This is a genomic window from Neorhizobium alkalisoli (genome assembly GCF_002968635.1).
GTDB classification, from domain to species: Bacteria; Pseudomonadota; Alphaproteobacteria; order Rhizobiales; family Rhizobiaceae; genus Neorhizobium; species Neorhizobium alkalisoli.
In genome coordinates, this window is sequence record NZ_PVBN01000014.1 from 127,778 (window position 1) to 149,193 (window position 21,416).

General features: G+C 62.1%; 17 protein-coding genes. 5 read left to right on the plus strand and 12 right to left on the minus strand.

Annotated elements, in window-relative coordinates; genetic code table 11:
* Window positions 1–369: 369 nt before the first annotated feature.
* From mmsB to C5L13_RS24960, 8 genes are all read right to left on the minus strand, one after another.
* Window positions 370–1,257 (minus strand): 3-hydroxyisobutyrate dehydrogenase, encoded by an 888-nt coding sequence (gene mmsB / locus C5L13_RS24925; RefSeq protein ID WP_105385962.1) that lies wholly within the window; start codon window positions 1,255–1,257, stop codon window positions 370–372.
* A gap of 61 nt (window positions 1,258–1,318) precedes the next feature.
* Window positions 1,319–2,398 carry an enoyl-CoA hydratase/isomerase family protein gene (locus C5L13_RS24930; protein ID WP_105385963.1) on the minus strand — a complete coding sequence of 360 codons (1,080 nt, stop codon included), beginning with the start codon at window positions 2,396–2,398 and terminating at the stop codon, window positions 1,319–1,321.
* Window positions 2,399–2,629: 231 nt separating this feature from the next.
* Complete coding sequence (locus tag C5L13_RS24935) at window positions 2,630–4,225, minus strand: GMC family oxidoreductase (RefSeq protein WP_105386008.1); 1,596 nt, start codon at window positions 4,223–4,225, stop codon at window positions 2,630–2,632.
* A gap of 13 nt (window positions 4,226–4,238) precedes the next feature.
* Window positions 4,239–5,237 (minus strand): branched-chain amino acid ABC transporter permease, encoded by a 999-nt coding sequence (locus C5L13_RS24940; protein ID WP_105385964.1) that lies wholly within the window; start codon window positions 5,235–5,237, stop codon window positions 4,239–4,241.
* 1 nt (window position 5,238) lies between these two features.
* A complete protein-coding gene (locus C5L13_RS24945; protein WP_105385965.1) occupies window positions 5,239–6,126 on the minus strand; it encodes a branched-chain amino acid ABC transporter permease in 888 nt (295 codons plus the stop codon).
* A 7-nt stretch (window positions 6,127–6,133) separates the two neighbouring features.
* Window positions 6,134–6,835, minus strand: a complete 702-nt coding sequence (locus tag C5L13_RS24950; RefSeq protein ID WP_105385966.1) for an ABC transporter ATP-binding protein — start codon at window positions 6,833–6,835, stop codon at window positions 6,134–6,136.
* Entirely contained in the window at window positions 6,832–7,614 is a 783-nt protein-coding gene (locus tag C5L13_RS24955) for an ABC transporter ATP-binding protein (RefSeq protein WP_105385967.1), read from the minus strand. Before C5L13_RS24955 ends, C5L13_RS24950 begins: the two co-directional genes overlap by 4 nt.
* A complete protein-coding gene (locus tag C5L13_RS24960; RefSeq protein ID WP_105385968.1) occupies window positions 7,614–8,816 on the minus strand; it encodes an ABC transporter substrate-binding protein in 1,203 nt (400 codons plus the stop codon). Before C5L13_RS24960 ends, C5L13_RS24955 begins: the two co-directional genes overlap by 1 nt.
* 178 nt (window positions 8,817–8,994) lie before the next feature.
* Here C5L13_RS24960 and C5L13_RS24965 point away from each other — a divergent pair, with 178 nt between their 5' ends.
* The gene (locus C5L13_RS24965) at window positions 8,995–9,984 is read left to right on the plus strand and encodes a LysR family transcriptional regulator (protein ID WP_105385969.1); all 990 of its coding nucleotides are present in this window, start codon (window positions 8,995–8,997) and stop codon (window positions 9,982–9,984) included.
* Here C5L13_RS24965 and C5L13_RS24970 read toward each other — a convergent pair.
* The 3 genes from C5L13_RS24970 to C5L13_RS24980 are packed head-to-tail and all read right to left on the minus strand — an operon-like array spanning window position 9,930 to window position 14,930.
* Window positions 9,930–13,097 (minus strand): efflux RND transporter permease subunit, encoded by a 3,168-nt coding sequence (locus C5L13_RS24970; protein WP_105385970.1) that lies wholly within the window; start codon window positions 13,095–13,097, stop codon window positions 9,930–9,932. The two genes, C5L13_RS24965 and C5L13_RS24970, sit on opposite strands and share 55 nt — an antisense overlap.
* A gap of 23 nt (window positions 13,098–13,120) precedes the next feature.
* The gene (locus C5L13_RS24975) at window positions 13,121–14,278 is read right to left on the minus strand and encodes an efflux RND transporter periplasmic adaptor subunit (protein WP_105385971.1); all 1,158 of its coding nucleotides are present in this window, start codon (window positions 14,276–14,278) and stop codon (window positions 13,121–13,123) included.
* A gap of 49 nt (window positions 14,279–14,327) precedes the next feature.
* Complete coding sequence (locus tag C5L13_RS24980; protein WP_105385972.1) at window positions 14,328–14,930, minus strand: TetR family transcriptional regulator; 603 nt, start codon at window positions 14,928–14,930, stop codon at window positions 14,328–14,330.
* 197 nt (window positions 14,931–15,127) lie between these two features.
* On the opposite strand from C5L13_RS24980, the gene C5L13_RS24985 reads away from it, so the two are divergent.
* Window positions 15,128–17,071, plus strand: coding sequence for a hybrid sensor histidine kinase/response regulator (locus tag C5L13_RS24985; protein ID WP_105385973.1), 1,944 nt, complete (start codon window positions 15,128–15,130; stop codon window positions 17,069–17,071).
* A 58-nt stretch (window positions 17,072–17,129) separates the two neighbouring features.
* The gene (locus C5L13_RS24990; RefSeq protein ID WP_105385974.1) at window positions 17,130–17,411 is read left to right on the plus strand and encodes a BON domain-containing protein; all 282 of its coding nucleotides are present in this window, start codon (window positions 17,130–17,132) and stop codon (window positions 17,409–17,411) included.
* A gap of 72 nt (window positions 17,412–17,483) precedes the next feature.
* On the opposite strand, the gene C5L13_RS24995 is transcribed toward C5L13_RS24990, so the two are convergent.
* A complete protein-coding gene (locus C5L13_RS24995; RefSeq protein WP_105386009.1) occupies window positions 17,484–19,826 on the minus strand; it encodes a glucose/quinate/shikimate family membrane-bound PQQ-dependent dehydrogenase in 2,343 nt (780 codons plus the stop codon).
* 172 nt (window positions 19,827–19,998) lie between these two features.
* Here C5L13_RS24995 and C5L13_RS25000 point away from each other — a divergent pair, with 172 nt between their 5' ends.
* Window positions 19,999–20,634, plus strand: coding sequence for a UdgX family uracil-DNA binding protein (locus C5L13_RS25000; protein ID WP_105385975.1), 636 nt, complete (start codon window positions 19,999–20,001; stop codon window positions 20,632–20,634).
* A gap of 2 nt (window positions 20,635–20,636) precedes the next feature.
* Entirely contained in the window at window positions 20,637–21,365 is a 729-nt protein-coding gene (locus C5L13_RS25005; RefSeq protein ID WP_105385976.1) for a glutathione S-transferase, read from the plus strand.
* Window positions 21,366–21,416 lie beyond the last annotated feature (51 nt).

Below are 21,416 nucleotides of genomic sequence, written 5' to 3' on the forward strand. Positions count from 1 at the left end.
TGCGGGGATATTCGAGCAGGTTCGCAAAAATAATCTCGCTGACCTTCAACAACTTCCATAGAAGGGCCGCTTCCTTTCATCCCCGCCCCTCGCCGCTGCGCGACAATCATCCCGTCATCGGATGGGAACCGGGTTCGCGAACCGGCCTCCTCCTCGGGTTTTCGGCTCGGTTCCGGTGATGGTCGAGAAAAATGATCCGAAGAGGGCTGGGAAATCCTCGAAAGATCACCGAAGCGGCCGGGGCAGGCAGACAAAATCTACCGACTACCCACATCACCCACTGCCTGCCCCACTCCCAACCATGCCGGTGTAGCCGGCGTGGCTAAACGTGTTGGTGAGGACCTGCCAGATCCAAAGGACCGATCTCCATCATCCGCCCGTCTTCTCCCGCAGCATCTGGATGATCGCGGAAAAATCGTCGCCGCCGTGGCCGGCCTTTTCGAACTCCGCATAAAGCTCCGCCGCGTGTCGTCCGAGCGGCGTGGCGGCACCCGTCTGCTTGGCTGCCTCCTGCGAAAGCGACAGGTCCTTCAGCATCAGCGCGGCGGCAAAGCCCGGCTTGTAGTCGTTATTGGCGGGCGAGGTCGGCACCGGGCCCGGCACCGGACAATAGGTGGTGAGCGACCAGCATTGGCCGGACGAGGTCGACGCGACGTCGAACAGTGCCTGATGCGAAAGACCGAGCTTTTCTGCAAGTCCGAAGGCCTCGCAGACGCCGATCATCGAGATGCCGAGGATCATGTTGTTGCAGATCTTCGCCGCCTGCCCCGCACCTGGAGCGCCGCAGTGAACGATCTTCTTGCCCATGGCTTCGAGGATCGGCCTTCCCATCGCAAACGCCTTTTCCGAACCGCCGACCATGAAGGTCAGCGTCCCGGCCGCCGCCCCGCCCGTGCCGCCCGAGACTGGCGCATCGAGCGCGCTGCAGTTCATCACCTCCGCCAGCTTGTGCGCCTTGCGGGCACTTTCCACATCGATGGTGGAGCAATCGATGACGAGCGTCCCCTCGGGCAGCAGCGTCGTCAGGTCGCTCCAGACCGCGGTGACATGCTGCCCCTTGGGCAGCATGGTGATGACGCATTCGGCATCGCTGACGGCTTCCGAAAGCGCGCCGGCGCCCTTGACGCCAGCAGCCACCGCGGCCTTCACGGAGGCCTCAGAAAGGTCGAAGCCGCGCACCTCATGACCGGCCTTCACCAGATTGGCGGCCATCGGTCCGCCCATGTTGCCGAGGCCCACGAATGCGATCTTGGTCATCTTTTCCTCCCGTCTGTTCTTTCTTCCTGCCCCATGTCGTCATCCCGAGGGCGGCATGCGCCTATAGCCGGTGGTCCGGAAACAGAACCGGATGCCGCACGGCGAGGTATTTTTCCAGATCCGCCTCGCGCACCTCCTCGAGCGTTGCCGGCGACCATTTCGGATTGCGGTCCTTGTCGATGATCGCCGCCCGAACCCCCTCGTAGAAGTCGTGGTTGTTCAGGAGTTCCGAGGCGACGGTGAACTCGCGCTCCAGGCATTCGACCAGGCTCGAACTTCCGCGCCCCAGACGCAGCAGCCGCAACGCCAGCTTGAGGCTGGTCGGAGAGCGCTTGGCGATGACCTCGCGGGCCGCTACCGCAAATTCATTATCCTCCTTGGCGAGGGCTTCGACAATCTCCTCCACCGTGTCGAAAGCAAAGCAGCGGTCGATCGGATCGCGATTGACCTCGAGCCGGCTCTCGCCCGGCACGACGGCGAAACGGTCGATCACGGCACGCACCTGCTCGTCCGAGGCGCCGCCCTTCAGTTCGCCGAGTGTCTCGACCAGCACGTCGAGCCGCTCGGAGGGCACGCAGACATCCGCAAGACCGGCATAGATGGCGTCGGCCGCACCGATCACCTCGCCTGTCAGACCCATCCATGTACCCGCTTCGCCGGGCGCGCGCGGCAGGAGCCAGGTGGCACCGACATCCGGCACATATCCGATGCCGGTCTCCGGCATGGCGAGCCGCGTCCGCTCGGTCACGACGCGATGTTTGCCATGCGAGGCGACACCGACGCCGCCGCCCATAACGATGCCGTCCATCAGGGCGACATAGGGTTTGCCGTAGTGGGAAATGGCATAGTTGAGCGGAAACTCCTCCTGCCAGAACCGCGTCCTGTCCGCATCCTTCGCCTTGCCCATTTCATGAATGACGCGGATGTCGCCGCCGGCACACAGGCCCCGCTCGCCCTCTCCTTTCAGGATAAGGCAGGAAATGTCCGGGTCCGGCGCAAAACGCTCCATCGCCGTCTTCATGGCCCGCACCATCGCGAGGTTGAGGCTGTTCAGCGCCTTCGGACGGTTGAGCCGGACGACGGCGGCCGAGCCGATGCGGCCGGACAGGACTTCATCGATCTGCTGCGTGGTATCGGGCATGCTGCTTCCTTCTTATTTAGGCCTTCGGCGTGGGAGAATTCCCTTCTCCTCAGCGGGGAGAAGTGCCGAGCGGATGCGAGGCGATGAGGGGGCCACGCGGCAAAACCCTAGTTTATAGCGCTTGTGCCCTTGCCCCCTCATCCGACCCTTCGGGCCACCTTCTCCCCGCTGGGGAGAAGGGGAAATCGCGCCGTCGTCGCCCACCTATCAGCCAATCTTTGACATCCCATCCTATCGATTATCCGCCAAAATCATCTCCGCCGCCTTCTCCGCGATCATGATCGTCGGCGAATTGGTGTTGCCGGAGGTTATATTGGGCATGATCGAGGCATCGGCGATACGCAATTTTCCGAGCGCCCGCATTTTCAATCGCGGATCAACGACGCTGTCCGGATCGGCGCCCATGCGGGCCGTGCCGACCGGATGGAAGATGGTCGTGCCGATATCGCCGGCGGCCCTTTCGAGGTCTGCCTCCGTCTCATAGCTCGGGCCGGGCTTGTATTCTTCCGGATGATAGCGCGCAAAAGCCGGTTTGCGGACGATCTCGCGGGTAATCCGTATCGATCGGACGGCGACATCCCGGTCGGCGGGTGCGGAGAGGTAGTTCGGATGGATCCCCGGAGCCGCGGCGAAATCCGGGCTTTTCAGATGCACCGAGCCGCGGCTTTCAGGTCTGAGGTTGCAGACGCTCGCGGTCATCGCCGGGAACATGTGAACCGGATCGCCGAACTTGTCGAGCGAGACGGGCTGCACGTGATATTCGAGGTCCGCGGTTTCCTTGTCCGGCCCAGACTTGGTGAAGATGCCGAGCTGGCTCGGTGCCATGGACATCGGTCCGGAACGCTTGAGCGCATATTCCAGCCCGATCGCCGCCTTGCCGATCAGGCTCGATGCCTTTTCGTTGAGTGTCGGAACGCCGGTCACCTTGTAGACCATGCGGAGCTGCAGGTGGTCCTGCAGGTTCTCGCCGACACCCTTGACCTCCTTGACCACCTCGACACCCGCATTTTGCAGAACGTCGCCGCGACCGACGCCAGAGAGCTCGAGGATATGCGGTGTGCCGATCGCACCGGCGCTCAGCACCGTTTCCCGTCGCGCACAGGCCTTCTTCGTGACCCCGTCGTGCTGGAATTCGACGCCCCTGACCTCGCCGTTCTCGATGATCAGCCGCCGTACATGCGCCTTGGTGAGCACCGTGAGGTTCGGCCGCTTCATCGCCGGGCGCAGAAAGGCCTTGGACGAATTCCAGCGGATGCCGGAGCGCTGGTTGACGTCGAAATAGCTCGATCCTTCGTTGTCGCCGCGGTTGAAATCGCCGATGATGGGTATACCGGCCTCTTCCGCCGCCTTCTGGAAGGCGTCGAGCACCGCCCAGCGAACACGCGATTTCTCGATCCGCCATTCGCCGCCGACGCCGTGCATGTCATCGGCGCCCCGGTAGAAGTCCTGGCTCTTCTTGAAGACCGGCAGCACGTCGTCCCAGCCCCAGCCGGTGCAGCCCATCTGCCGCCAGAGGTCGTAGTCGCGCGCCTGGCCGCGCATGTAGATCATGCCGTTGATCGAGGAGCAGCCGCCGAGGATCTTGCCGCGCGGATAGGAAAGCGAACGGCCGTTCAGCCCTTCCTCTTTCTCGGTCGTGAAACACCAGTCGGTGCGCGGGTTGTTGATGCAGTAGAGGTAACCGACGGGGATATGCACCCAGTGATAGTTGTCGTTGCCGCCCGCTTCCAGGATCAGGACGCGGTTGCCGGGGTCCTTCGACAACCGGTTGGCCAGAACGCATCCGGCGCTGCCGGCGCCAATGATGATGTAGTCGTAATGTTCCATCGCGTGTGACCGTTCAGCGCCGATGCTCGAAGCCGAGCTTCCGGCCGAGCCGGGAGGCATAGAATTCTCCGATAATGCCCCGCCGGAACAGGAGGACACAGACCATGAAGACGACGCCGGTGATGATCGTCACCGGGAAATCCGACGTCGCCAGATAGTTCTGCAGCGTCACCACCAGACCGGCGCCGAAGATCGGGCCGATCAGCGTGCCGATGCCGCCGAGAAGCGTCATCAGGATCACTTCGCCCGACATCTGCCAGGCGACGTCGGTGAGCGTGGCGAACTGGAAAACCAGCGCCTTGACGCCACCGGCAAGACCCGCGAGCGCCGCCGACATTACGAATGCGCCGAGCTTGTAGCGAGCGACGGAATAACCGAGCGAGGTGGCCCGCGCTTCGTTCTCGCGAATTGATTTCAGGATCATCCCGAACGGCGAATTGATGAAGCGCCAGATGATCACCATGCCGATCAGGAACACCGCCAGCACGAAATAATACATATTGGTCGACTGGCTGAGGTCGATGAAGCCGAAGAGATGGCCGCGAGGCACCGACTGGATGCCGTCCTCGCCCTCTGTGAATTCCGCCTGCAGGCAGAAGAAGAAGAACATCTGAGACAGCGCAAGCGTGATCATTGCGAAATAGATGCCCTGCCGGCGGATCGCCACATAGCCCATGACGAGGCCGAGCAACGCGGCACCGACGACGCCGGTCAAGACGCCGAGTTCAGGCGGGAAACCCCACTCCTTCACCACATGGGCCGTGAAATAGGCCGCGCCTCCGAAGAAGGTCGCATGGCCAAAGGACAAGAGCCCGGTATAGCCGAGCAGCAGGTTGAAGGCGCAGGCGAAGAGCGCGAAGCACAGGAGCTTCATCAGGAAGATCGGGTAGAAGAACAGCGGCGCCAGAACCAGCAGGATCAACCCCGCGGTGAGGAAGATCGCATAGGTCATCGACGCGGTGGCCGACCGTTCGGCACGCGGCTTGGCTGCGGTATGGGTCATGTCGCTCATCTTACGCATCCCGTCCGAAGAGGCCGGCGGGCCTCAGGAGAAGCACGATCGCCATGATCACGAAGATCACGATATTCGAGGCTTCCGGGTAAAATACCTTGGTGAGGCCCTCGGCTATGCCGAGCATGTAGCCGGTGACGATCGCGCCCATGATCGATCCCATACCGCCGACCACGACCACCGCGAAGACGACGATGATGATGTTCGAGCCCATCAGCGGCGAGACCTGGTAGATGGGTGCCGCAAGCACGCCGGCGAAAGCCGCAAGGCCTGCCCCGATCCCGTAGGTCAGCGTCAGGAGCACCGGCACGTTGACGCCGAAGGCCTGCACGAGAACAGGATTTTCCGTGGCGGCCCGCAGGTAGGAACCGAGCTTGGTCTTCTCGATCAGCAACCATGTGCCGATACAGGCGACAAGCGAGACGACCACCACCCAGCCGCGATAGATCGGCAGGAACATGAAACCTAAGTTGGTGCCGCCCGCAAGCTGCGTCGGCACCGCATAGGGTTGGCCGGACGAACCGTAGAGATACCGGAACGTGCCCTCGATCGTCAGCGCCAGGCCGAAGGTGAAAAGCAGGCCATAGAGCGGATCGAGATTGTAGAGGCGGGACAGCATGGTGCGTTCGATGAACGCGCCGAACAGCCCGACGACGATCGGCCCGAGGATCAGTGCAAACCAGTAGCTGATACCGAAATACTGCAGCATCAGCATCGCCGCGAAGGCGCCGAGCATATATTGCGCGCCGTGGGCGAAGTTGATGACGCGCAACAGCCCGAAGATGACCGCGAGGCCGAGGCTGAGCAGCGCATAAAAGGAGCCGTTGATCAGGCCGATCAAGAGCTGCCCGAGAAATGCCTGGAGCGGGATTCCGAAAATCATGGTCATGACGCGATCACACCCCCAGAACCTTGTGCAGCATGTCCATGCGGCCGGGCAGCTCGCCGACCGGGAAATTCGCGACCATCTTGCCATGTTCCATGAGGTAGAAGCGGTCGGCGATGCGGCTGGCAAAACGGAAATTCTGCTCCACCAGGAGCACCGTCATGCCGCGCTCCTTGAGTTTCTTCAAAACCTCGCCGATCCGCTGCACGATAACCGGGGCAAGGCCCTCGGTCGGCTCGTCGAGAATGAGGAGCTTGACGCCGGTGCGCAGGATGCGGGCGATCGCCAGCATCTGCTGCTCGCCGCCGGACAGTTTCGTGCCGGGGCTGGCGCGGCGTTCTTTCAGGTTCGGGAAGAGTTCGTAGATCTCGTCGAGAGACATGCCGCCTTCAGCCACCACCGGCGGCAGCATCAGGTTTTCCTCGACGGTAAGCGTCGAGAAGATCCCGCGCTCCTCCGGCACGAAACCGATGCCGACATGCGCGGTGCGATGCAGCGGCACGGATGCCATGTCTTTGCCGGCGAAGCGGATTTCGCCCTTCCGCTCGCGGATGATGCCGACGATGGTGCGAAGCGTCGTCGTCTTGCCGACGCCGTTGCGGCCGAGGATGGTGATCGTCTCGCCCTCGCCGACCGTCATGTCGACGCCGTGCAGCACATGGCTTTCGCCATACCAGGCATTGAGGTTGGAAACTTGCAGCAGAGGGGTCATGCGTCCTCCGAACCCATATAGGCGAGCCGCACGCGTTCGTCCTGGCTGACCGTGGCATAGTCGCCCTCGGCGAGGATTTCGCCGCGCTGGAGCACGGTGACGTGGTGGCAGATGTCGGCGACGACGGAGAGATTGTGCTCAACCATCAACACGGCGCGGGTCTTTGCGACCTCGCGGATGATGTTGGAAACGGTGCCGATATCCTCCTGCCCCATGCCGGCCATCGGCTCGTCGAGCAGCAGGACCTTCGGATCGAGCGCCAGCGTGGTGGCGATCTCCAGCACCCGCTTGCGGCCATAGGAAAGGTCGGCGGCAAGCGCATCCCGCTCGCGCTTCAGTCCGACCGCCTCGATCAATTCGTCGGCCCGTGCGTTCAGCCGGTCAAGCGACGACATCGGCAACCAGAACTGCGTGGCGAGACCGTTCGGCCGCTGCAGCGCGACACGGACATTGTCGAGCACGGTCAGATGCGGAAAGACTGCCGAGATCTGGAAGGAGCGTACGAGGCCCATGCGGGCCACCTTGTCGGGCGCGGTTTTCGTAATGTCGGTGCCGAGCAGCGTGATCGAGCCTGCCGTCGGCTGCAGGAACTTGGTGAGCAGGTTGAAGACGGTCGTCTTGCCCGCCCCGTTCGGACCGATCAGCGCATGGACGCGCGCGTGCTCCACGTCGAGGTCGACATTCTTCACCGCTGCAAAAGCGCCGAAGTGTTTCGTGAGGCCGCGGGCGGAAAGCACCACCCGCGGCTCCTCATGCGTTGCTGTCGCGGAAACCGCCATTACTTCACCAGCTCGCAGCCGCTCTTTGCAGGATCCATGTAGGCTTCCTTGCCGGGAATGGTAGCGAGAACGTTGAAGTAATCCCACGGCTCCTTGCTGTCGGCCGGCTTCTTGACCTGCAGCAGGTACATGTCGTGGATCATGCGGCCGTTCTTGGCGACCGTCCCGTTGCGGGCGAAGAAATCGTCGATCGGCAGTTCATGAAGCGTCTTGGCAACGGCGTCCGTATCGTCGGTGCCCGCCTTCTGGATTGCCTTCAGATACTGTGACACCGCCGAGTAGGTGCCGCTGTGGACCATGTTCGGCATCCTTTTGGTGCGGGCGAAGAACTTCTTGGCGAATTCGCGGCTCTTGTCGTCAAGGTTCCAGTAATAGCCTTCCGTCAGCGTCAGTCCCTGTGCGGCTTCGAGCCCGAGGCCATGCACTTCGGCGAGCGTGAAGAGGAGCGCCGCAAGACTCTGCCCACCCTGCACGATACCGAATTCGGCCGCCTGCTTGATGGCGTTCGCCGTGTCGAGACCGGCATTGGCAAGCCCGATGACCTTGGCGCCGGAAGACTGCGCCTGCAGAAGGAACGAGGAGAAGTCGGTGCTCGCCAGCGGATGGCGGACCGCGCCGACGACCTTGCCGCCGCTCGACTTGACGAAATCGCTGGTCTGCTGTTCCAGCGAATAACCGAAGGCGTAGTCGGCGGTCAGGAAGAACCAGCTGTCGCCGCCCTGCTTGACGAGCGCGCCGCCGGTGCCGACTGCAAGAGCGTGGGTGTCATAGGCCCAATGGAAGCCATAGGGGCTGCAGGCCTTGCCGGTAAGGTCGGTGGTCGCAGCGCCGGTGACGATGTTGACCTTTTTCTTTTCCTTGCCGATCGCCTGCACGGCGAGCGCGACCGACGAGGTGGTCAGTTCCATGATCGCATCGACCTGCTGGGTATCGTACCACTGGCGGGCGATGTTGGAGGCGATGTCAGGCTTGTTCTGATGGTCAGCGTCGACGATTTCGACCGGCACCCCAAGCACCTTTCCGCCGAAATCCTCGACCGCCATCTTCGCGGCTTCGACGGACGACTTGCCGCCGAAATCCGCGTAGACGCCCGATTGGTCGTTCAGGATGCCGATCTTGACCTTGCCGTCGGATGCGCTTTGGGCAAAGGCCGCGCTGCTTGCCAGAAAAACCGCCAGGGACGTCAGGATTGTCTTTCGCATGATTTCTCCTCCCAGAGATGCCAGAGTGCGAGTCTGTTCAAAATTGGTGAGCCACTCTCCTCAAAGCAGCCGATCCCAAGTTCATGCTTTAGTAAAACTGCCATTGACGCAAGCAGGAACATAAAATTAATTGCAAACAGCATCTGTGCATTTTTGAACAGATGGATTGAGGGGGATCATGACCGGCAATCCGAACTTCACCTGGGACGACCTGCAATATTTCCTGGCGGTGGCCCGCACCGGCCAGCTCTCGACGGCCGCCCGGCAATTGCGAACCAGCCATGCGACCGTCTCCCGCCGCATCGACCGGCTGGAGTTTTCGCTCAAGGTGAAGCTCTTTGAACGCAATCCGCGCGGCTATGTTCTGACCGCGCTTGGCCAGCGCTTCATCGAGGCGGCGGAGCGGATCGAGGCGGAGGCCGATCGGCTGGCTGCGGATATAACCTCAGGCACGACTGCCCAGCGGGGCGTGGTGCGCCTCAGCGCACCGGAAGGTTTTGCGAACTTCTTCTTTGCCGACAAGATTCGCAGCTTCTGCGACAGCCACCCGAACATTTCGCTCGAACTGGTGACGATCCAGCAGATCATGTCGCTATCGCGCAAGGAGGCGGATATCGCCGTCTCGCTCGACCCGCCCAAGGAAGGCCCCTATCTCACCGAGAAGCTGACCGACTATAATTTGAACGTCTACGGATCGAAATCCTACCTCGCCAAGGCGGGCCCGATCCGCAGCCGCGAGGACCTGCTCGAGCATCCCTTCATCGGTTACATCGAGGATATGATCTTCGTTCCCGGCCTGGATTATCTCGGCGACGTTCACCCGGGTATCAAGGCGCGGTTCCAGAGCTCGAGCATCTTCGCCCAGATGACGGCCACCTTAAACGGGCTCGGGCTTTGCGTGCTGCCGCATTTCATCACCCGCACGCAGCCGGATCTGCAGATCGTCCTGCCGGACGAGGTGGAACTGCGGCGCAACTATTGGCTCGTCTGCCACCGGGACCTGAGCCACATACCGCGGGTGCGCATGGTGACGGACTACATCTTCGACGCGGTCAAACACAATCAAAACGCCTTCCTCCGGGGATTCCGGGCCCCGGAGGAAGGCGGGCGACATTATTCGGCTGCCATGGGCAGGGGTGTTTCACGGTTGCCGAACAGGTCGCCTTGATTGACCGACTGGCGGTCATCTCTATCGTCTTCCTTCTTCTTGCGCTCGCGACCGAAGAAGAGCGCATAGCCGGCGGGCAGCACGAGGATCGTCAGCACCGTCGCAACGAGAATGCCGCCCATCATGGCGTAGGCCAGCGGTCCCCAGAACAGGCCGCGCGAGATCGGGATCAATGCCAGCACTGCGGTCAGTGCCGTCAGCATGATCGGGCGGAACCGGCGGACGGCCGAGCCGACGATCGCTTCCGCCCGGTCCATGCCGGCGGCGATATCCTGATCGATCTGGTCGATGAGAATGATCGAGTTGCGGATGATGATGCCGAGCAGCGCGATCACCCCGAGAATGGCGACGAAGCCGAAGGGCGCACCCGTTATCAACAGCGCCATGGCGGCGCCGATGATGCCGAGCGGGCCTGTCGCCAGCACCAGCATGGCCTTGCCGAAATGCTGCAGCTGGACCATCAGGAGAAGCAGGATGACGAGCAGCATGATCGGCGCCTTGGCGGCGATCGACGCCTGGCTTTCGGCAGAATCTTCCGCCCCGCCCTGGATCTCGATCTTGTAGCCCGCCGGCAGGTTGGCGCGCAGATCGGCCATGCTGTTGTAGAGGTTGAGGGAGACCTGGGTGGGCTCGATGCCATCCGGCAGCGTCGCCTTGACCGTGATCGTCGGCAGGCGGTCGCGGCGCCATTCGATACCCTGTTCGAGGACGGGCACGACCTTGGCCACCTGCGAGACCGGCACGAAGCCGCCGAAATCGGTCGGCACATAGACCGACTGCACGGCCGAAAGCAGATTGCGGGTCGCTTCCGGTTCACGCACGACGATCGAAACCGTTTCCTCGCCGTCGCGGAAGTCGCTGATCGGTGCGCCTGATGCGGATGCCTGCAGCATCTGGCGGACACGCTGGGAGGTAACGCCGAGTGCGCGGGCGCGGTCCTGGTCGATGACCAGTTTCATCGCCGGAACCGGCTCCAGCCAGTCGTCGTGGATCGCGCCGAACAGCGGCTGCTGCTGGTAGCGTTCCTTGACGAGATCGGCAATGCGGCGAACCTCGGCTCTGTCGGGGCCGACGACGCGCATCTGCACGGGCCAGCCGGTCGGCGGGCCGAGGAAGAGACGGTCGACCTTGCCGCGCACGGTCGGGAAATCCTTCGCGAGAATATCCCTGAGCTTGACGATCAGCCGTTCGCGCTCGTCGACACCCTTCGACATGATCAGGAGCTGCGCGTAGTTCGGGTTGCGGAGCTGCTGGTCGAGCGGCAGGAAGAAGCGCGGCGCGCCCTCGCCGATGAAAGTTGCGACGAAGGTCTTGTCCTGGTCGGGGAGGATCTTGCTTTCCAGCGCCTTGGCCTGGCGCTCCACCTCCTCGATAGCGGTGCCTTCCGGCAGCCACATGTCGACCAGGATTTCCGGCCGCGACGACTGCGGGAAGAAGCTCTGCGGTATGAACTGGAAGGACCAGAGACTTCCGAAGAAAGCGCCGATCGTCAGGAGGAGGACAATGATCCGGTGCCGAACGGCCCAGCCCACCGTGGCACGAAGCCGCCGGTAGAAACGCGTGTCGTAAGGATCGTGATGGGTGCCGGCATGCGCCCTCTGCTTCAGGATCATGTATCCTAGCCACGGCGTGAAATAGACGGCCACGAACCACGACACGACGAGCGCGATACCGACGACGAAGAACAGCGAGCGGACATATTCACCGGCGGTCGACTCCGCGAAACCGACCGGTATGAAGCCGGCGGTGGTGATCAGCGTGCCGGTCAGCATCGGGAAGGCAGTCGAGGAATAGGCGAAGCTTGCGGCATCGATGCGATGCAGCCCCTCCTCCAGCTTGCGCTCCATCATCTCGACGACGATCATCGCATCGTCGACGAGCAGGCCGAGCGCGATGATCAAGGCGCCGAGCGAAATGCGCTGCAGCTCGATACCCATGTAATACATGATCGCAAGCGTGGCCGCGAGCACCAGCGGGATGGCGATCGCAATCACGATGCCCGAGCGCCAGCCGATCGAGATCAGCGAAACGACGAGCACGATGACAAGAGCTTCCAGGAGCGCCGTGGTAAACTCGCTGACCGCTTCGGTGACCACTTCCGGCTGGTTCGCCACCTGGTGGACCGAGACGCCGACCGGCAGCGTCTGCTCGAAGCGCTGATAAGCCGCTTCCAGTTCGTGGCCGACATCCGTCACCTTGAAACCCTTGGCCATGACGACGCCGACCTGGACGCTGTCCTGACCGTCGAAGCGGAACTTGCGCTGGAAGGGATCTTCGAGGCCTTGCCTGACGGTGGCGATATCGCCAAGCCGGATCACCTGATCGCCGGCGCGCAGCCGCAGTTCGCGAATGTCTTCCGGCGTCGTGACGTCGCCTTCGACCGAAATCCGCACGGAATGGTCATCAGTCTCGATGCTGCCGGCGGGATCGACATCGTTCTGACCGGAAAGCGCGTCGCGAATGTTGAGAACGGTCAGACCGCGCTCCGCAAGAGCCTTGGACGAGACGTCGATGAAGATCTTCTGCGGCTGATCGCCGAGGATGACGGCCTTTTCCACGCCTGGCGTCGCCAGCAGGATGTCGCGCGCCTGGATCGCGAACTGCTTGAGTTCGGGAAAGCTGTAGCCTTCGCCGGTAATGGCGTGCAGCGTGATGAACGTGTCACCGAACTCGTCGTTGAAATAGGGGCCGAGCAAGCCGGATGGCAGCTCCTGCCTGATGTCGCCGATCTTCTTGCGCACCTGATAGAAGGCGTCGGCGACTTCTTCGCCATCGGTATCGCCCTTGATCTGGATGGTGGTGATGGCAAAGCCGGCGCGGGTGTAGGAGCGCACGAAATCGAGATGCGGCGTCTCCTGCAGCTTGCGCTCGATCTTGTTGACCACCTGGTTCTGCATCTCGTCGATCGAGGCGCCGGGCCAGACGGTCTGCACGACCATGACACGGAAGGTGAAATCCGGGTCTTCCTTCTGACCCATGTTCATGATGCCGAGCGCGCCCATGACGATGATGAGGCCGAACAGGAAACGCGCAATGCTGGGATGGGCGATCGCCCAGCGGGACAGGTTGAAGGAGGCTTTTTCCGACGGATCGGCCTGATGCGGGGAACTCATGGTCGTGGTCCTTGAAACGGAAATCAGGGCGCGATCGAAGCGGTGCTCATGCTGCTGACGGAGCCGAAGCGGGACGCGACCGTTTCCGGCAGCTTCACCTTCATGTCTTCCTGCATGAACTGCGTGCCGGCCGAAACGACGAGATCGCCTTTTTCCAATCCTTGCGAGATGCGCACGCCGTCATCGGAAAAATCGGCGACCGTGACGGTGCGGGAGCTTACGGTCCCCTTCTGGCGATCGACGATCCAGACGACCGGCTGGCCCTCTTTCTTGCCGAGTGCGGCGAGCGGAATGGACCAGGTCTGTACGGCATTGTCTTCCGTGGCTTCGATCGTGGCGGTCATGCCGAGAAGCACGCGCTGGTCTTCCGGCAGGCTCACGCGGACGGCAAAGGTGCGCGACTGCGTATCCGCGCTGCCGGCAACTTCGCGGACCTTGCCGTCGAGAACGAGATCGGTGGCGGACCAGAAGCGGACCTTGATCGTCTTGCCGGGCTTGAACTGGCCGACTTCCACTTCCGGGACGGCCACCTGCACCTCCTTGCCGCCATCAACGGCAACGGCCATGACAGGCGTGCCGATGCTGACGACCTGGCCGATATCGGCGCTGACGGTGGTGACGATGCCGTTCTGGTCGGACTTCAGCTCCGTGTAGGCCACCTGGTTGCGCGCCTGATCAAGGGCGGACTGAGCGGATTGGCGGGCGGACACGGCCTGGTCCCGGGCAAGCGCTGCCTGCTCCAGTTCCGATTGCGAGGTGATATTCTTGGAGTGAAGCGAATCGGCGCGGCGATAGGCAAGTTCGGTGATCTCGACCTGCTTCTGCGCGGAGGCGAGATCGGCCTCGGACCGGCGCACCGCCAGTTCGTAGTCGACGTCATCCAGCCGCGCCAGGACTTCGCCATGGCTGACGCGATCGCCGACATCGACCAGCCGCTCGGTGACCTTTCCGGCGACGCGGAAGCCGAGGTTCATTTCCGTGCGCGCCTTGACGGAGCCGGAATATTCAAGCCTGCGGCCCTGATCGGGGGCGGCTACTTCGGCGACCTTTACGGGGCGGACCACCTCCGGCGCCTCGACTTTCTTTTCTTCCGAGCAGGCGGTCAGCACGGCGAGGACTGCGGCAAGCGCCAAAGCCTTGGAGAAAAAGGAGACGTCATTTCTGGGCGTCACGACAAACATGGTCCGCACTCCTGATAGCGGGTAACGAAAAAGGCGCGTTCGGCGCCGGTCATTTCAAAGCATGCAAAACAAATTCAACGAGATCGGCGGGCGTACTGTGCCGGTTCTCGATCAGACACTCGGCAACGATCTGCGGATGGCAGAGCACAACCATGCTGGAGCAGCAGCATTCCGCCGCCACGTCCGGATTCTGCTCGCGGAATTCGCCAGACTCGATTCCTTCGCGGATAAGACGGGCAACGATGACACGCATCTTCTCGATGTGGTCCTGCACGACTTCCCACTGCTCTTCGATCGCAACCACCACCATCTCGTGCACCTTGTTCTCATGGAGAAAGGTCTCGATGGTGATGCCGTGCTGCTGCAGAAAATGGTCGCGGAGCCGTTCTGTCGCGCTCACCGGCCGCTTGGCGTTTTCAAGCGCGATGGCCTGGCTCGCGCCCAGCATGCGCCGTGCAAGCGCCTGGTGGATGTCCGCCTTCGAGGAGAAGAAGCGGTAGATATTGGCCGGCGACATGCCGAGCTCTTTGGCGATATCGGCGACGTTGGTCTTCGTGTAGCCGTAGTGCTTGAAGAGACGCTCCGCCGCATCGAGGATGCGGGTGACGTTCTCCTGCTTCGTTGTCTCCAGGGTCTGCTCCATGGAATCCATCTTGCTGGCGGCCTTCCGTTTTACGACTGACGATTTTCGTATTTCGTCAGTCGTAAACCGTATATATCTGTATGTCAATGGCAGCGCCCCGTAGAGATTGCCGAATCGTGTTAACGTTCAGCCGTTGCGGAACCTTCGGCGGCGTTGCACGTTACGCTACGTCGCGCCGCGTGATCCGTCGGCGCTGGGGACGATTGATGAGTATGACGCAAAGTTATGACGTCTCACTGCTTGATGAGGAGCGTTACAGGCTTCTTGTGGACGCCATCACCGACTATGCAATCTTTATGCTGGATGCCGACGGCAGGATCGTTAGCTGGAACCCGGGCGCGCAGCGTTTCAAGGGTTACGAAGCCTGGGAAATCCTTGGAAAGCATTTTTCACAATTTTACACCGCCGATGACCGCTTGGCACGGCTCCCCGAAAGAGCGCTCCGGACGGCGGCGAGCGAAGGCCGCTTCGAAAGCGAAGGCTGGCGCGTGCGGAAGGACGGAAACCCCTTCTGGGCGCATGTCATCATCGATCCGATATGGGGCAGATCTGGCGAACTCCTGGGTTATGCCAAGGTAACCCGCGATCTGACCGAGCGGAAGCAGGCGGAGTCCGAGCTCAAGCGCAGCGAGCAGCAATTCCAGATTCTCGTCCAGGGCATCTCCGACTACGCTCTCTACATGCTCGATCCTGACGGTTATGTCAGCAGCTGGAACATCGGCGCCGAACGCATCAAGGGCTATCAGGCCGAGGACATCATCGGAAAACACTTCTCGCAGTTTTATACGGAGGAAGACCGCGAACGCGGCGAGCCGCAGCGGAGCCTCGACACGGTAAGGCGCGAAGGACGCATCGAGAGAGAAGGTCTGCGCCAACGCAAGGACGGCACCCGTTTCTGGGCTCATGTGATCATCGATGCGATCCGAAATGAACAGGGCGAACTCCTGGGTTTCGCCAAGATCACCCGCGACATCACCGAAAAAGTCGAGGCGCAGAAGGAACTCGCGAAAGCCCGCGAAGAACTCTTTCAGGCCCAGAAGATGGAGGCGATCGGCCAGCTCACCGGCGGCGTCGCACACGATTTCAACAATCTCCTGATGGCGGTCCTCGGCAGCCTTGAAATCCTGAAGAAGCGGTTGCCGCAGGACCCTTCGATCACGCCGCTGCTCGACAACGCGATCCAGGGTGCGGAGCGAGGTGCCGCGCTGACACAGCGCATGCTGGCCTTCTCCCGCCGCCAGCAGCTCAACATGCAGACAGTCAGCGCCCCGGCGCTGATCGGCAACATGATGGATTTCGTCCAGCGGTCGCTCGGCGCCGAGGTGCGCATCGAAACGCGGTTTTCAGGCCACGTACCTCCGGTGGTCACGGACCCCGTGCAGCTCGAAACCGCCCTCCTCAATCTGGTCGTCAATGCGCGCGACGCGATGCCCGGCGGCGGCCTGATCACGATCGCGGCTGAAGAATATGTCGCAGACGAAAACCACAAGCAGCTGAGGCCCGGCCGCTATGTCCAGCTGTCCGTCGCCGATACCGGGGAAGGCATGGATAGCGAGACGATCTCGCAGGCCGCCATACCGTTCTTCACCACCAAGGGCGTCGGCAAAGGAACCGGTCTCGGACTCTCCATGGTCCAGGGCCTGACGGAGCAATCCGGCGGCAAGCTGTTGATCGAGAGCAAAAAGGGTCACGGGACGACCGTTTCGCTGTTCCTTCCGGTCGCTTCCGTCAGCGACTGTCCTTCACCTTCGGAACCTGCGATGCCCGCGCTTGTCGACCCTCCCAAAGAGAATTTGACCATTCTGGCGGTCGATGACGACGCCCTCGTGCTGATGAACACCACGCTGATGCTGGAAGACCTGGGTCACACCGTGATCGAAGCCTATAGCGGCGCCGACGCGCTTCGGGAACTGAAAGGCGGCGTTCACAAAGTCGACCTCGTCATCACGGATCATTCCATGCCGCGCATGACCGGTTCGGAACTCGCCGCCGCCATTCGCGAGGAATGGCCCGAGCTTCCCGTTGTCCTCGCGACCGGTTATGCCGAACTGCCTTCCGGCGGCGACAACCGTCTGCCAAGGCTACCGAAGCCGTTTTCGCAGAACCAGCTCCAGGAAACCATCGCTTCGGTATTGGCGGGCGTCGCCTGAACCAATTCCCTTCAACAAACGTTGTTTGGCCGGACCTTATCGGAACGGAGAACGACACATGGTTTTCAAACATCAGCATTTTCATGAGACGCCGCCGGAAGTCGAAGCAGAATTTCCGCCGAGCGCTACCCTGGAAGGCGCCGTCTCCGACGCCCTGGCATCCGCCGGCGGCATCGATGCGTCCGACGTGACGGTAACGGCCAGCGGTTCGACCATCACATTGGCGGGCACCGTTCTGCAGGAAAGCGAAGTGGTTCGGGCAGAAGAAGTGGCGCGCAGTATCGCGGGCGTCACCGACGTCCGCAACGAGATGAGCACCAAGGGCATGGCCGGCTTCTAAACCGATCGCGACGAAAGGCCCGGAGGCGAACTTCCGAGCCTATCATTTTTTTTGGAGAACTCCCAGCCCCCGTCAGCGCGGCAGCGTGTAGGCGATCACGTAGTCGCCCGGTTTGGTGCCGACCGAGCCGTGCCCGCCGGCCACCATCACGACGAACTGGCGGCCGTCATCGACGGCATAGGTCATCGGGGTCGCCTGCCCGCCGGCCGGCAGCCGCGCCTTCCAGAGCTCTTCGCCGGTGGTCAGGTTATAGGCCCGCAGGTAGTTGTCGACCGCCGCCCCGAGGAATGCGAGGCCGCCCTTGGTGATGATCGGCCCGCCGATGCCCGGCACACCGACCTTGAAGGGCAGAGGCAGCGGCGTCATGTCGTAGACCGTGCCGTTGCGACGCTTGTAGGCGATCTCGCCTGTCCGCAGGTCGGCACCGGCGACATAACCCCAAGGCGGCGCCTGGCAGGGGATCTGCAAGGGGCCGAGGAAGGGGCCCATATAGACGCCGTAGGGCGCTCCGTCATTGCGGTTGAGCCCCTGTTCGCTGCCCTTCTCGTCCTGCCCTTTCGGGGGGATTTCGGAGCGCGGCACCAGGCGCGAGGTGAAGGCGAGATAGGTCGGCATGCCGAACATGACCTGCCGTTCCGGATCGACTGCGACGCTGCCCCAGTTGAAGGTACCGAAATTGCCGGGATAGACGATCGTGCCCCTGAGCGAGGGCGGCGTGTAGCGGCCCTGGTAGTTGTACTGGTGATACCAGATGCGGCACACCATCTGGTCGAACATGGTGACGCCCCACATGTCCTTTTCCTCAAGCGGCTCCGGCTTGAAGGTCAGGGCGGATGTCGGCTGCGTCGGGGCGGTGAAATCCTCGGGGATCGCCCCGCCCGGCGCCGGTTCTTCCGTCACGGGAATGATCGGCTCGCCGGTGCGCCGGTCGAGCACGTAGATATCGCCCTGCTTGGTCGGGCCGACCAGCGCCGGCACGACGCTGTTGTCAGGCTTGGTGATGTTGAGAAGCACCGGCTGGGCGGGAACGTCCATATCCCAGAGATCGTGATGCACGGTCTGGCGCACCCAGCGGTCCGCGCCGGTATTGAGGTCGAGCGCGACGATGGACGACGAGTATTTCTCGACGTGTTCGCTGCGGCCCATGCCGAGCTGGTCGGGAACCTGGTTGCCGAGCGGGATATAGACGAGCCCCAGATCCTCATCGACGCTGAAGACGGACCAGCTATTCGGCGAATTGGTCGTGTAGGTCTGGCCGGGTTGCAGCGGCTGGGTCTGGCTTGGATTGCCCGAATCCCAGTTCCAGATCAGCTGCCCGGTATTGACGTCGAAGGCGCGGATGACACCGGACTGTTCCTGGGTCGAATAGTTGTCGTTCACCGCCCCGCCGACGATGATCTTGTTGCCGGCGATCGCGGGCGGCGACGTGGAATAGTAATAGCCGGCAGGATTATATTTCATGCCGGCTTCGAGATGCAGCGTCCCGTTGTCGGCGAAGGATGGGCAGACCTGCCCGTTTGCCGCGTCGAGCGCTATCAGCCGGGCATCCGAAGTCGCCAGATAAACACGCTCCGCACAGGGTGTTCCCGGCGCCGCGGCCTGATCCCGGAAATAGCTCACGCCACGGCAGGTCTGATGCTGCCTGTCCGGATTGAGGCCGACATTCGGATCATATTTCCACCTCTGCTCGCCGGTTGTGGCGTCCAGCGCAATCGCCCAGTTGTGCGGGGTGCAGAGATAGAGCGAGTTGGCGACCTTCAGCGGCGTCACCTGATAGGTCGTCTCGCCCACGTCCTCCGGAAGCTTGACGTCGCCGGTCTGGTAGCGCCAGACCTCCGTCAGGTTGGCGACGTTGTCGAGATTGATCTGGTCGAGCGGCGAATAGCGCTGGCCGAAAGGCGTGCGGCCATACTGATGCCATTCACCAGGGGGGACGTTTCCACCCATGGCAGGTGCGGCCGCCACCGACTGCGTCGGCAATTCGCCTCTTTTGCTGAGCGGATCGATGAACATCGAGAAGATCGCGACCACGATTGCAATCACCAGCGAGATCGCGAGCGGCGTGGCGCTTGCGCCATAACGTGCGCCCGTCGGGCTGAGGAAGCCGAGGGGCCGCCGGATCGACGGCGTGAGCAGCCAGAGGCCCAGGAGAATGATGACACCGCCGCGCGGCCCGAGCTGCCACCAGTCGAAGCCGACCTCCCAGATCGCCCAGACCAGCGACGCCAGCACGAGGACCGCATAGACCCTGAGGGCAATAGACTTTCTGAGGAAAAGGAGAATCGCAGTCAGCACGAAGCCCAAACCGCAAATAAGATAATAGGCGCTTCCGCCGAGCAGCACCAATTGACCGCCGCCGACAGCCAGCGCGATCCCGATCAGCGTAAAGAGGATCGCGGTGATCTTGATGGCCATTGTGAAAATCCTGTCCGGGAAAAGAAACATGCAGGCGCACGGGAACAATCCGCGCGCTGCGCCTTTAACCCGAGCTTGGCGGAAAAGTTCCAGTGTCGACCGGCATTCCCCCGTGGGAATTTCCGGAACCCGCGGCTGCTGAATTGGTTTTGCGTCATCAAGGAGTTCCGGCATGCTGACCTCCCGCAAAGGGCCTGCCTTCGAAACCACCGGCGCAGATGGAGAGCAAATTTCCGATGTCAGGAACGATGCGGAGACCTGCTCCCGATGTGACCTCTACAAGGACGCAACTCATCTCGTCTTCGGTGAAGGACCCGAACGAGCAAGGATCCTGTTCGTCGGCGAACAGCCGGGCGACAAGGAGGACCTTGCGGGCAAACCCTTTGTCGGGCCGGCCGGCAAACTGCTCGACCGCTGCCTCGATGAGGCGGGGATCGACCGCGATCTCTGCTACGTCACCAACGCCGTCAAGCATTTCAAGTTTGCGGCCCGCGGCAAGCGGCGCATTCACGCCAAGCCGAATGCCGGCGAGGTGCAGGCCTGCGCCTGGTGGCTGGCGGCCGAGCTGCGGCTCGTGAAGCCGAAGCTTGCCGTGGCGCTGGGCGCGACAGCGCTCTATTCCTTGCTGGGTCGGCAGGCCAAGGTTACCCGTGACCGTGGAACCGTGTTGCATTCGCCGGACGGACTGCCGGTCCTGGTGACCATCCATCCTTCGGCGCTGCTGCGGACCATGGATCAGCCGGATGCGGAGATGAACAGGGCCCGGTTTGTCGAGGACCTGAGGAAGATCGCGGATTTTGTGGAGTAGGCATGGCATACGAACTTTATTACTGGGACGGCATTCCCGGCCGCGGCGAATTCATCCGGCTAGCGCTGGAGGAAGCCGGCGCCAAATATCTGGACGTGGTGCGGACCAGCCAGGGAATGTCCACAATGATGGAGTATCTGCGGGGCAAGCATGGCTATCTCGGCACGCCCTTTGCGCCGCCCTTCCTCAAGGACGGCCAGATCATCGTCTCGCATGTCGCCAACATCCTCCAGTATCTCGGCCCGAAACTGAACCTGGTTCCTCCTGACGAGAAGTGCCGGATCTTTGCGCATGGCGTGCAGCTCACGATCACCGACTTCGTGATGGAAGCGCACGATACGCACCACCCGATCAGCACCGACGACTATTACGAGGATCAGAAGGACGAGGCCAAGGCGCGTTCGAGATCGTTTCTGAAAAACCGTGTGCCGAAGTTCATGGGTTATTTCGATCGGATCATCGAGAGCAATCCGGCAAACAGCGGCCATGTGATCGGCGATGCGCCGAGTTATGTCGACCTGTCGCTGTTTCAGATTTCCGAAGGGCTCGCCTATGCCTTTCCCCGCGCGATGACGAACTTCGACGGGTCGTTTCCGCATGTCGCCAGATTGCGCGACATGGTCCGCGAACGGCCGAACATCGACGCCTATCTCAAGTCCGACCGCCGGCTTGCCTTCAACAAGTCGGGGATATTCCGGCATTATCCGGAACTGGACCAGGATCCCGTCTGACGCGGGATCAGATGAAAAGAAAGACCGGCGCGATCGTGGCGACGATCACCG

Bases quoted from the DNA above. Each gene is read 5' to 3' on its own strand.
- C5L13_RS24985 (WP_105385973.1), top strand. From the start codon at position 15,128: ATGAGTATGACGCAAAGTTATGACGTCTCACTGCTTGATGAGGAGCGT.
- C5L13_RS24980 (WP_105385972.1), bottom strand. From the start codon at position 14,930: ATGGATTCCATGGAGCAGACCCTGGAGACAACGAAGCAGGAGAACGTC.
- C5L13_RS24965 (WP_105385969.1), top strand. From the start codon at position 8,995: ATGACCGGCAATCCGAACTTCACCTGGGACGACCTGCAATATTTCCTG.
- C5L13_RS24930 (WP_105385963.1), bottom strand. From the start codon at position 2,398: ATGCCCGATACCACGCAGCAGATCGATGAAGTCCTGTCCGGCCGCATC.
- C5L13_RS24945 (WP_105385965.1), bottom strand. From the start codon at position 6,126: ATGACCATGATTTTCGGAATCCCGCTCCAGGCATTTCTCGGGCAGCTC.
- C5L13_RS25005 (WP_105385976.1), top strand. From the start codon at position 20,637: ATGGCATACGAACTTTATTACTGGGACGGCATTCCCGGCCGCGGCGAA.
- C5L13_RS25000 (WP_105385975.1), top strand. From the start codon at position 19,999: ATGCTGACCTCCCGCAAAGGGCCTGCCTTCGAAACCACCGGCGCAGAT.
- mmsB (WP_105385962.1), bottom strand. From the start codon at position 1,257: ATGACCAAGATCGCATTCGTGGGCCTCGGCAACATGGGCGGACCGATG.
- C5L13_RS24995 (WP_105386009.1), bottom strand. From the start codon at position 19,826: ATGGCCATCAAGATCACCGCGATCCTCTTTACGCTGATCGGGATCGCG.
- C5L13_RS24950 (WP_105385966.1), bottom strand. From the start codon at position 6,835: ATGACCCCTCTGCTGCAAGTTTCCAACCTCAATGCCTGGTATGGCGAA.
- C5L13_RS24970 (WP_105385970.1), bottom strand. From the start codon at position 13,097: ATGAGTTCCCCGCATCAGGCCGATCCGTCGGAAAAAGCCTCCTTCAAC.
- C5L13_RS24990 (WP_105385974.1), top strand. From the start codon at position 17,130: ATGGTTTTCAAACATCAGCATTTTCATGAGACGCCGCCGGAAGTCGAA.
- C5L13_RS24955 (WP_105385967.1), bottom strand. From the start codon at position 7,614: ATGGCGGTTTCCGCGACAGCAACGCATGAGGAGCCGCGGGTGGTGCTT.
- C5L13_RS24960 (WP_105385968.1), bottom strand. From the start codon at position 8,816: ATGCGAAAGACAATCCTGACGTCCCTGGCGGTTTTTCTGGCAAGCAGC.
- C5L13_RS24940 (WP_105385964.1), bottom strand. From the start codon at position 5,237: ATGAGCGACATGACCCATACCGCAGCCAAGCCGCGTGCCGAACGGTCG.
- C5L13_RS24935 (WP_105386008.1), bottom strand. From the start codon at position 4,225: ATGGAACATTACGACTACATCATCATTGGCGCCGGCAGCGCCGGATGC.
- C5L13_RS24975 (WP_105385971.1), bottom strand. From the start codon at position 14,278: ATGTTTGTCGTGACGCCCAGAAATGACGTCTCCTTTTTCTCCAAGGCT.